At 57.4% G+C, this 9,780-nt stretch carries 7 protein-coding genes and 2 pseudogenes; 4 read left to right on the forward strand and 5 right to left on the reverse strand.

Annotation, left to right across the window (positions count from 1 at the left end; all coding sequences use genetic code 11):
• Positions 1-133: 133 nt before the first annotated feature.
• Positions 134-328, reverse strand: a complete 195-nt coding sequence (locus AB4Z51_RS42685; protein ID WP_441499567.1) for a hypothetical protein — start codon at positions 326-328, stop codon at positions 134-136.
• Positions 329-2,575: 2,247 nt separating this feature from the next.
• Between AB4Z51_RS42685 and AB4Z51_RS42690 the strand changes: the two genes are divergently transcribed.
• Positions 2,576-2,893: a hypothetical protein gene (locus AB4Z51_RS42690; RefSeq protein WP_441499568.1), complete on the forward strand. Its 318-nt coding sequence runs from the start codon at positions 2,576-2,578 to the stop codon at positions 2,891-2,893.
• Positions 2,894-2,969: 76 nt separating this feature from the next.
• On the opposite strand, the gene AB4Z51_RS42695 is transcribed toward AB4Z51_RS42690, so the two are convergent.
• The 4 genes and pseudogenes from AB4Z51_RS42695 to AB4Z51_RS42710 form a co-directional block, all read right to left on the reverse strand.
• Positions 2,970-3,398, reverse strand: coding sequence for a hypothetical protein (locus tag AB4Z51_RS42695; RefSeq protein WP_441499569.1), 429 nt, complete (start codon positions 3,396-3,398; stop codon positions 2,970-2,972).
• A 595-nt stretch (positions 3,399-3,993) separates the two neighbouring features.
• Positions 3,994-4,212, reverse strand: a pseudogene (locus tag AB4Z51_RS42700) (integrase core domain-containing protein); the annotation flags it as partial.
• Positions 4,194-4,861 (reverse strand): annotated as a pseudogene (locus tag AB4Z51_RS42705) (helix-turn-helix domain-containing protein). The pseudogenes AB4Z51_RS42700 and AB4Z51_RS42705, both read right to left, overlap by 19 nt.
• 156 nt (positions 4,862-5,017) lie before the next feature.
• Positions 5,018-5,164 (reverse strand): hypothetical protein, encoded by a 147-nt coding sequence (locus AB4Z51_RS42710; RefSeq protein ID WP_441499570.1) that lies wholly within the window; start codon positions 5,162-5,164, stop codon positions 5,018-5,020.
• 373 nt (positions 5,165-5,537) lie between these two features.
• Between AB4Z51_RS42710 and AB4Z51_RS42715 the strand changes: the two genes are divergently transcribed.
• The 3 genes from AB4Z51_RS42715 to AB4Z51_RS42725 all read left to right on the forward strand — a co-directional run bounded on the left by AB4Z51_RS42715 (position 5,538) and on the right by AB4Z51_RS42725 (position 8,923).
• Positions 5,538-5,678 (forward strand): hypothetical protein, encoded by a 141-nt coding sequence (locus AB4Z51_RS42715; protein ID WP_441499571.1) that lies wholly within the window; start codon positions 5,538-5,540, stop codon positions 5,676-5,678.
• Positions 5,679-5,909: 231 nt separating this feature from the next.
• Entirely contained in the window at positions 5,910-6,068 is a 159-nt protein-coding gene (locus tag AB4Z51_RS42720; RefSeq protein WP_441499572.1) for a hypothetical protein, read from the forward strand.
• Positions 6,069-6,385: 317 nt separating this feature from the next.
• On the forward strand, positions 6,386-8,923 hold the full coding sequence (locus AB4Z51_RS42725) for an arylsulfatase (RefSeq protein WP_441499573.1): 2,538 nt from the start codon (positions 6,386-6,388) through the stop codon (positions 8,921-8,923).
• Positions 8,924-9,780: the final 857 nt, after the last annotated feature.

The raw sequence follows: 9,780 nt of genomic DNA on the forward strand, positions 1-9,780 counted from the left end.
GCCGAATCCGCGCAATGCCGAATCCGCGCAATCGTCTCCACGATCAGCATCCTCGACCACCTGCTTCATTCCAAAGCAGGCAGCGCAACAGACCAACCTATAGGGGGTCAATTTTGGACGCCGATCCCCCGGCTTAGGGGGTCAATATTGCAGGCCGAATGACAGACGCGGGCTCGGAGGCGTCGGATCGCTGTTTGAGAAGGTTGTAGAACGAGCCGATCGCTTCGAACCAGCCGACGGTCTTGGTCGCAAGACGGAGAAAGCCAAGATCCGGACCGTCTGGACCGAAGTCGGCGCCGCGCAGCGCGACGTTAACGGTATGCGCCATTTCGATCTGCCGTTTCCGATAGTGGAACTAGGCCGTCAAGAGTGCATAAACCAGCCCGACCTGGAGCGATCGTCTCGCAGGCTGCTTTCGCCGATTAGCTAGTGCGCCGTCGGCGTAGGACACCCACTCAACTCGGATCGGTTGGCGCGGCCTCGCAGCGTCTGCGCTGGATATTTCCCAAAGAGCTTGCGGTAGTCGCCGGAAAATCGCCCAAGATTGACGAAGCCGTGCTTCATGGCGACCGCGGCGACAGTTGTCGTCGCCGGCTCGCCTCGTCCAAGAAAAGAGTGAACTGCACACCTGTCACGATCCCTACCGCCGCCATCGGCAACGCCGTCGCCGCCTACACCGTCGGGTTCGTCAAGCTGAAGGTCCACGACAGGGTCGAAGACGCGATCGGCACCGGATCCGGGACGCTCGTCCGTGTCGGTAAGGTCCCGTTGGGATTCTCACCGCCGCGCACGTGTTGGCGCACCTGTCGGACAGCGGTGCGGTAGGGATCGTCGAATACCGTGGCGAGACCATGCAAGGTGGGTTTGCCGAACAGAATTTTGCAAGTCGGTCCAGCGCGAGATAGCGATATCCTCTACTCCGGCACCCGGCTCGAACCGGCGCCAGGTCCGTTCTTGGTAAAATCCCTGGGCCTCGGGCGACACCTCGTTGACCCCGAAACCGATGGTGCGAATCGCTTGCATGTCGGTGAGCATCCTTCGTTCCCTCCGATTTCGCCAAAGCAATGGATGAGGAAGTCGCAACTACAACCGCGATTGAGGAACGATACGTCAAACGCTGCCCTGCAGGTTGTTGGCGATGCTAAAGCATTGTTAGATTTTGCAAATGCACACTAGTGTGGTGCTGAGAACTTTCACTTTTGTGTCAATGGGGTACCGCAGAAATTACAAGAGGCGAAGACACGTATAGTACGGGTTTACAAGGGCATCTAACCTACGCCGCAACAAGTTTTTCCGGGGGCACCGGTTACTGCATCGATAGTGCGCCGCTGCGCGCGGCTGAGGCGAAATCTTCCAGACTTTGAAGGAAAGAGACTGGCCAATGGCGCCCCTCCATGGCCACAGCGCGCATACCTGTTGCGTGCTCCGCAAGCTGAATCTGCGGGGTCATCGTTTTGCCCGGCCAGTTGATGGATGGTCGCCGCGGACGCGAGCGTGGTCCGTTCAGATGAGAGCGCGGTTCGCGCGGCAACGGCGGCATCGCAAGATGAGTCGGTACGGGCGCACTTGCCGCCAAGCTCCCCCCGATTCGCGTGGCATCGCCGATGCCGAAACCCAGCGGCGCGTAAACGATCAGGCCAGCGTTGCATTCAATATGGGATACAATTCCGATCCGTCGTACTGGGATGGCATCTTTTCAGGTGGCCGACTCGCCAAGACATGCCGTGCTTCCCAAGCCAAGCCATCGCCGCCGAACAAGCGAGCGAAATCAAGCCGGCCACAAAGCCAAAGAACGTTTGCGTGCCGCACTGATCGAGCACAGATACACGAAGGCCCCGAGCAGCGTTCCGTAATTTCTCCTGAAGTCTCCGTTCAGCTTATATCTTCGATAGCTCAGAAGACGTTTCGTCAGCCACGATACTGGCTCCGATGTCGACTACCAGCACGCTATCAACCACTGTTTTGCCCGACGGCGCAAGGTGTATTTCGGTTTATCGCAATTGGTGGGTTTACGCATCTAACCCAGCTCCATTCGGATAGCGGGCGTATCGCTCCCTGGCCCTCACACTCGGCACCGCAGGTGAGCAGCTACGTTCCTCGACCATGATCAGCGAGAGATCATGTTAAACGACAGGCGGCGGCTTGCCGATTTCGATCCGCAAGGACCAGCACAACCCTGACCAAAATGCGACGGGCCGTACTGGCTACGATGAGGGATACACAGTCCCTCCACTCGATGACCGCGACTGCTTACTGAGAGAGCTAGAGCGATAAGTCCGTTGGTTTAGCTCAATGGGTTGCTGGCGATCTAGGTTCAAGGCTCTGCCACGAACCACCCCCCCGATTCCGATAAGCCCGAGCCCAAGCCCAAGCCAACTCGCTTGGAGGAGGCGCGCCGGATCGTTGAGGAGTACGCGAATGACCTTCGCGAGATCATTCGGAAGCTTCGAGGGAAGAATTAAAGCGCTCTCAGTTCTAAGGTCCGCGTAGCTAGCTTGATCAGCGTAGCAGTCTCTCCGTCCAGAATGCTGTCCCGTGAGAACCATGAACTGGCTCACAAATGACGGAGCATCCCATGACCAGGATGTCAATGCCGCGAAGCCTCATGCTATTGGGAATCATGCTCTTGCCAGCGCGCTCCGCCGCTATGGAAAAACTCAACTGTCCTTTCAATTCTACCAGCAGCGATCCCTCAAAGCTTGAAAGAATCAAGGCCCTTCTTCCCGACGCTGACGCGATGGGAAGTGTCGGCCGGCTCAACTCGACTATCGATACTCTACGTCGGGACGGTATGGCAAAGAGTCAGATTGTAAGTCATCTTGTCGGCGCATACTGCCTGTTCGTCGCTCAAGAAAGCTCGCAGACTGATGCAGAAAAAGCCGCAAAGGATTGACCGATGATCAAACGTCATGAGGTCGCTCGCTCGATCTAAGCGAACCACTTCGAGCTTCATCAGAATGGCAATTGCGTCATGATTTATCGCGAGCGAATACGACATCGAACTTCTGTTTGGCGACCACCTGATCAAAGACGCCGTTCAGCCGGTCGTTGGCCGCGTCATAATTGAGCGTGTAGGTCGAGCCGTTGTAACCGCCGGCGCGCAACTCGAAGAGCAATTTGAGCGCGTTACCCTCCCTGCTCGCGACCGCGACATGAAAAGGCAATGGCCTCGGATTTGCGTAGCTCGCGTCAAGTTTGCCGTCCGCGTCAACAGCTCGGATGGTGATCACGTAACCTCCCTGGAGACGTACCCAGCGGCCGAGTAGCCTGTCAAATGCCGGTTCAGCCGACGACTGCCTTGCGGCCGTCGTTGCGGATGGCTGCTGAGAAGGCTGCTGTGCCAATGCCGGATTCACGATCAGGAAGAGGTAGAGCATCACAAATGGAATGGGATTCATATTGGTTCGATCCGCTTGGTTGCTTCTTCGTCGATCCCGCCCCATGAGCCTTGCTTCCTGCCATGAAGCGCTCAGGCCGCTATATTTATAAAGCCCCGGCAGCGGCTCAGATCAGTCGCGCTCCGCTACTCAATCGGGTGACAGATTGTAAGGCAAACTTTATTGTTGCTGCAGAGCGTTTTCTACAGTCATTGCGATCCATGCAGAACTCGGTAGACCCTGCTTGCGTGCGGTGGCATTGAGCGCGTCGACGACATCCGGCGCAAGTGGAACGTTGACAATGACGTCCAGCCCGCTTTCCAAGCTGTAGACCAACTGCGTGATTTGACCGGTGAAGCGCCGAAACCTGATGGCGTCCGCACCTGCAGGCCTTCAAACTCTCGATAGACCGTTAACTTCTTGGCCAGTGACGCCTTCGATGGGCCACCTAAATAAACCCTCCCGCGTTCGCCGAGCGCGGGACGTTCCAGTGCGCCGCCTTGCAAAGGCGTCGATAYAACCTAGAAACGGCGCCCGACGCGGTAAGAGTTATGCGTTGGAGAGCGTTCCTAGAGTCAGGCTGTTGAGTTTGACCTGCTCCCCAATTTGTCCCCGTTTATAAGGAGAGTCTGTTCTGAGTTTGGCCCGTGTTGGCGCGGGTTGCAAACTCGGTCGGTGTGAGCCCGTTGAGGCTCGTGTGCGGTCGGTTGGTGTTGTAGTCGATCCTCCATTCCTCGATGATCTGACGGGCCTCGTTGAGATTGGCGAACAGGTGGAAGAAAAAGAGAAGTAGGGCCGCCCCGCGCCAAATTCCGTTCAATGATCGAACTCGGCCAATTTTGCTCGATCTCGCAGTATGATTTGTCGCTGGGATTGCCCGATAAAGGTGAGAATATCACGATCCCTAAGTTGTGACATAGCGCGTGACACGGTCTCCAGCGTCAGTCCAAGATAGTCGGCGATATCGCGACGACTCATTGGAAGTTTCAATATTCCCGCCGCGGTTAACGGACGTCCATTTCGATCAAAAAAGCCGCAACCTTCTCAATTGATGTTTTCCGTCCGAGTAACAGCATGTGAGTTTCGGCATGCTGAAGGTTGCTCGTGACAAGCCTCAGTACATTGCTCATTGCGGTCGCGCGGCCACGCTCTTCGTCGATAACATTCTGCCGATCCGTCAGGCGAACAGTCGTTTCGACAATTGCTTCGGCGGCAAATCGGTGAACTGCACCGTTCGCAACGCCGAAGATGTCCCCCGGCAGATGAAAGGCCATGATCTGCCGCCGACCGTCGGCCAACAATTTATAGCTTCGAACCGCCCCGCTCTTGATCTGGTAGAGGTATTCGATTGGCTCCGCCTCTCCAAAGATTTCGGCACCGCGCCGATATTTGAATTCGCTGCAAAATACTGCGTAGCCAGCGAGCGCATTCAACTCGCTTGAGCCTGACCTTTGAGGCGCATTTTCTTGCGTCCTTACAAGCATTCGTCCCTCCCGCGGTCGATGGAACCCATCTAGGTTTAGGGAAAACTCGGCAAGTCCAGTTGAGGGAGATCAAACTTGATGTGGTGAGGCCCATCAGGAAACCGCCAGCTTGAGGACGTTGGGCCTCACGGAACGTAGTGGAGGTGCGCTACGGCCTCACTCTCTTAAATTACCAGAAAGCGCTTTGATGATGTGCTGTATCCAGCGCTCATCTTCCTCACGCTTTCTTACGGCGTCCTCGAAGCTGTCGTTGAATGTCTGAGTTCGACGTGGCGGCGCCATCTTCTCAGGGAGAATGAACATGCTGGCCTGCTTTCCATGAAGCCAAGACTCTCGAACACACAGTGTTCCGCGTCGGACAATCTTTTGTCCGCGCGGCGCGGACAGGCACCGGATTGCGGCCATCTCGGCTCTGACCCACAAGGGACATCCGGTAGAGTCGTGACGATGTCTGTCGAGTTCAGGAAAGGCTCTCGGTTGCCGAACCGTTCTTACGGGGTGCTGTCCGTATCTAACCCCATGTGTCCTAAGTTGATTTTGCGGGGGTCCCACTTCGTGAATTGTGAAGGAATGAGCAAAACGATACAGCGGCTGAACTCCTAACTGTTCCATGTTGACTGCGTTACTGCGTCGACCTTCGGCATCCACTAGGCGATCCCCCTGAAAGGAGAACGCTATGGAGAACTACATTCACAAAGAGAACTTGGCCCTATTCAAGAAGCGCCTCGGCGAGCCACATACCGAGGCCCAGCACGATACGCTTCTGAAGCTTCTAGCCAACGAAGAAGCCAAGGACGCGCCGCCAAAAAGGGGATAGTGAAGCGCTAACTGAGGCGCTCGGAGCAGGGCGCCAAGGCTATAGGCGCCCGCGCCTAGGAAACATGGCTTCGCCTTGTGGGGTGATTGATGAAACTTGCCCAAGCGGCGGACAAACGCTCCCAGCATCAAAGCCCATTAAAAGGGTAAGGCCGCCTCAATTGGAGGCTACCAAAATAGTTTTGAACCATTCGCCTCCCCGTCCGGTTGAACATATGCGGAGGCGACGCCAATGATGCCGGATCAACTAGCCCGCCAAGAGCAAATTGCCCGCCGTCTAGAACAGTCCAGGCGCTTGCTGCTTGGCGCGAGCGACGCTACGACTGCAAAGCGCATCGGTAAGCTGATCGACGACCTAGAGCACGAGCAAGCGGAAGAAAAAGAGAAGTAGGGCCGCCTCAGTGGCGGCCTCTTTGATATCAGGCCAAACCTTGCAATGTCGTCTGTTGGCCCCCTTGAGACATGCGGCGGGGCTCTCAAAATGTCTGCTTATCGAGGGAGATCGGAAGTCGTCGGCGCGCAGGCAGAATGACGCGATTGACCCGTTTCGGACATCCCACGACTGCTCAGCCGTTTAAGCGTCCCTACCGTATCCAGGCCGCCAAGAAGCTTGACCTGCATCAAGGGGCGGTCCCCACAAGTAGCCACACTGAAATTTTGCGACTTATTGCGTTGCCAAGTGCTGCTTCTCTACGGGAGTATTCCGCCATGAAAATCAGTCACCGCATCTTTGCCGGCGTTAGTCTTCTCGCCCTCAGTTGCACCTCAGCATTGGCTCAACAGATCACCGGTGTCCCGGGTTCGGCCGGCGCCACCACCACAATCACCGGACAACAACTTCCGCCGCCCGATCCGAAGTTTGGCGGGGTGATCAAGGAGAAGGCCTCCGAGTCCACGGCGTGGTGGGCACCGCGGGTCGTGCCGCCGAAGGGTGCACCAAACGTGTTGCTGATTATGACGGATGATGTCGGCTTTGCGGCGCCGTCCACTTTTGGCGGAGTGATCCCAACACCGGCGATGGATCGTGTCGCTGCGCAGGGGCTGCGCTACACCGATTTTCACTCCACGGCGCTCTGCTCGCCGACGCGCGCCGCGCTGATTACCGGCCGCAACCATCACTCGGTGGGCAACGGGGTGGTAGGCGAAATAGCGACCGGGTTCCCAGGTTACGACTCAATCATCCCGATCGACAAAGGCACCATCGGTACCGTCCTGAACGCGAACGGCTACGCCACCTCGTGGTTCGGCAAGGACCACAACACGCCCTCTTATCAATCGAGCCAGGCCGGGCCGTTCAACCAATGGCCGAACGGCATGGGCTTCGAATATTTCTATGGCTTTGTTGGCGGCGACACCAGCCAGTGGCAACCAAACCTGTTCCGCAATACAACCGCCATCTATCCGTTCTTAAACAATCCCAGCTGGAACCTGGAGACGGCAATGGCCGATGAGGCCATTCAGTACATGAAGCAGCTCAAGGAGATCGCCCCCGACAAGCCGTTCTTTGTCTATTACGTACCCGGCGCCACACATGCGCCTCATCATCCGACGCCGGAGTGGATCAAGAAGATCAGCGACATGCACCTGTTCGACGACGGGTGGAACAAGCTGCGCGAGACCATCTTCGCCAACCAGAAACGGTTGGACATCATGCCCGAAAGTGCCAAACTGACGCCTTGGCCGAAAGAACTTCCCCAGTGGGATTCCCTTGGTGCGCTAGAGAAGAAGCTCTTCATCAAGCAAGCGGACGTCTACGGGGCCTACCTCGCCTACGCCGACAATGAAATCGGCCGGGTCATCCAGGCCGTCGAAGACCTCGGCGAGCTCAACAACACCTTGATCATCTATATCAGCGGCGACAACGGCGCGAGCGCCGAAGGCATGCTCAACGGCACGCCGAACGAGTACACCACTTTCAATGGCGTCCCCGTGCCGGTGAAGGCTCAGTATCTTTGGTACCCGTTCTGGGGCTCGGACAAGACGTTCCCGCACTTTGCGGCGCCCTGGGCGTGGGCGATGTGCACCCCGTTCAAATGGGTCAAGCAGGTGCCGTCGCACTTCGGCGGGACGTCCCAGGGCATGGCCATGTCCTGGCCCGGCCACATCAACGACCCGGGCGGCATCCGCCGCCAGTTCCATCACATGATCGACATCGCCCCGTCGATCCTCGAAGCGACAGGCATTCCGCAACCGGACACGGTCAATGGGATCAAGCAGAGCCCGATGGAAGGGGTAAGCTTGGCGTACACGTGGGATAAGGCGAGCGCCAACGCACCGACCCGACACACGACGCAATATTTCGAGATGCTCGGCAATCGCGCCATCGTTCACGATGGATGGATGGCCAACACGACGCCGGTGACGCTCCCGTGGGCACTGAGCAGTGACCCGCCGCCGGACGTAATCACCGGGTACAAGTGGGAGCTTTATAACCTCCAGGAGGATCCCACACAGTTCAACGATCTGGCGGCCAGTATGCCGGATAAGGTCAAGGAGATGCAGGCCCTCTTCGATACCGAGGCGCAGAAGTACAACGTGCTGCCGCTCGATAACACGACGCTCCCGCGCTGGAATACGCCGCGTCCGAGTCTCACGGCAGGGCGAACGATCTTCACGTATTCGGGCGAACTGGCCGGCGTGCCGGACAGCGCTGCGCCAAACATCATAAACAAGTCCTACACCATCACTGCCGAAGTCGAAATTCCCAAGGGCGGTGCGGAAGGCATGATCGTCACCGAAGGCGGACGCTTCGGCGGCTACGGACTCTTCCTGAGCAAGGGTGTGGCGGGCATTCGTTCGGGCAAGCCGGTGTTCCTCTACAACCTGCTTAACCTCAAGCGCACGATTTGGTCAGGGCCCGAATTGGGCGTCGGCAAACATACGATTATCTTCGACTTCAAGTCAGACGGTCCAGGTTTGGGCAAGGGCGGTACGGGCGTGCTCTCCGTGGACGGCAAGGAAGTCGACAAGAAATCCATGGAACACACCACGCCGGTCACGTTCGCGGAAGACGAGTCGTTCGACGTCGGCATGGACACCCGCAGCGGTGTCGCGATGCTGGAGTATCGCTATGATGTTCCGTTCAAGTTCACCGGCAAGATCAACAAGGTGACGTTCAAGCTCGAACCGGAAACCAAGGCCCTAACGGAGCCGAGGGCAGAATTGGCGCCAATGGCAGCGCCGGAACCGGATCCGATTGAAGCACCGAAGGGCACCAAACAAGGAGCCAATGTCGGAAAACAATGAAAAGCGCGTTGACCTTCGCGGCCATCGGCGAGGCAGCTACGGGATGGGCGTTGCTGCTCGTTCCCTCATTCGTCGGGCAGTTGTTGCTGGGCGAGCAACTTACCGGCGTCGCAGTACCCCTAGCGCGCGTGGCTGGCATCGCTCTGATTGCCTTGGGGATCGCTTGCTGGCCAGGTCCGCCGCTCGTCGGCATGCTGAGCTACAGCGTATTTGCCACGCTGTATTTGGCATACCTGGGTTTCGCAGGTAGTTTGACCGGCGTCCTTCTGTGGCCGGTGGTCGTCTTACACGTGATCCTGACTGCGCTCCTCATACGCGACGTTACGCGAACGCGACGCGGCTTGCGCCAAGGAGCAATGTTGACGAGTCTTGCGAGGCACCGACGTGGCTCGGCCGCGCCTACGAAGTGATCGAAAGAGGTCGCCGATCACCGCGGTGCATGAGTCCGGTTGTGGCCGATTGTGTTSCAAAAGTCGAAAGTTGCAGGGCTCAAGATTCTTCGCGAAAACACTAAGCAGCTGATCCGTATGACCTCAATCGCGTTACCGAAGTCGCCTGTGAATTTTGCGTGAGGCCGTGAGGYCCCTCGCATCTTGTACGCGAAAGTCGCGYCCACGGCCCGCAGAATTTTGGTCATCGGCGAAAAWCGACTTTTGCAACAAACGTCGATGACATGTCGGGCACAACTAAAAACAGCCTGTAATCTCAATAGCTTCCGCGAGGTTTTGAGATGCCGTTTCCGCGTTGTCAATCGGCCCTTTAATTGCGGTTTGTTGTCAAGCTACTATTCTTCCTCTCTCCAGTGACACGCCGGTAGCGATTGCTCCGTCGGAGCTGGTCAGGTTGCGGAGACGGAG

It is taken from the genome of Bradyrhizobium sp. 2TAF36, from assembly GCF_052114925.1.
Lineage (GTDB): Bacteria > Pseudomonadota > Alphaproteobacteria > Rhizobiales > Xanthobacteraceae > Bradyrhizobium > Bradyrhizobium barranii.

Bases quoted from the DNA above. Each gene is read 5' to 3' on its own strand.
- AB4Z51_RS42685 (WP_441499567.1), bottom strand. From the start codon at position 328: ATGGCGCATACCGTTAACGTCGCGCTGCGCGGCGCCGACTTCGGTCCA.
- AB4Z51_RS42690 (WP_441499568.1), top strand. From the start codon at position 2,576: ATGACCAGGATGTCAATGCCGCGAAGCCTCATGCTATTGGGAATCATG.
- AB4Z51_RS42695 (WP_441499569.1), bottom strand. From the start codon at position 3,398: ATGAATCCCATTCCATTTGTGATGCTCTACCTCTTCCTGATCGTGAAT.
- AB4Z51_RS42710 (WP_441499570.1), bottom strand. From the start codon at position 5,164: ATGTTCATTCTCCCTGAGAAGATGGCGCCGCCACGTCGAACTCAGACA.
- AB4Z51_RS42715 (WP_441499571.1), top strand. From the start codon at position 5,538: ATGGAGAACTACATTCACAAAGAGAACTTGGCCCTATTCAAGAAGCGC.
- AB4Z51_RS42720 (WP_441499572.1), top strand. From the start codon at position 5,910: ATGATGCCGGATCAACTAGCCCGCCAAGAGCAAATTGCCCGCCGTCTA.
- AB4Z51_RS42725 (WP_441499573.1), top strand. From the start codon at position 6,386: ATGAAAATCAGTCACCGCATCTTTGCCGGCGTTAGTCTTCTCGCCCTC.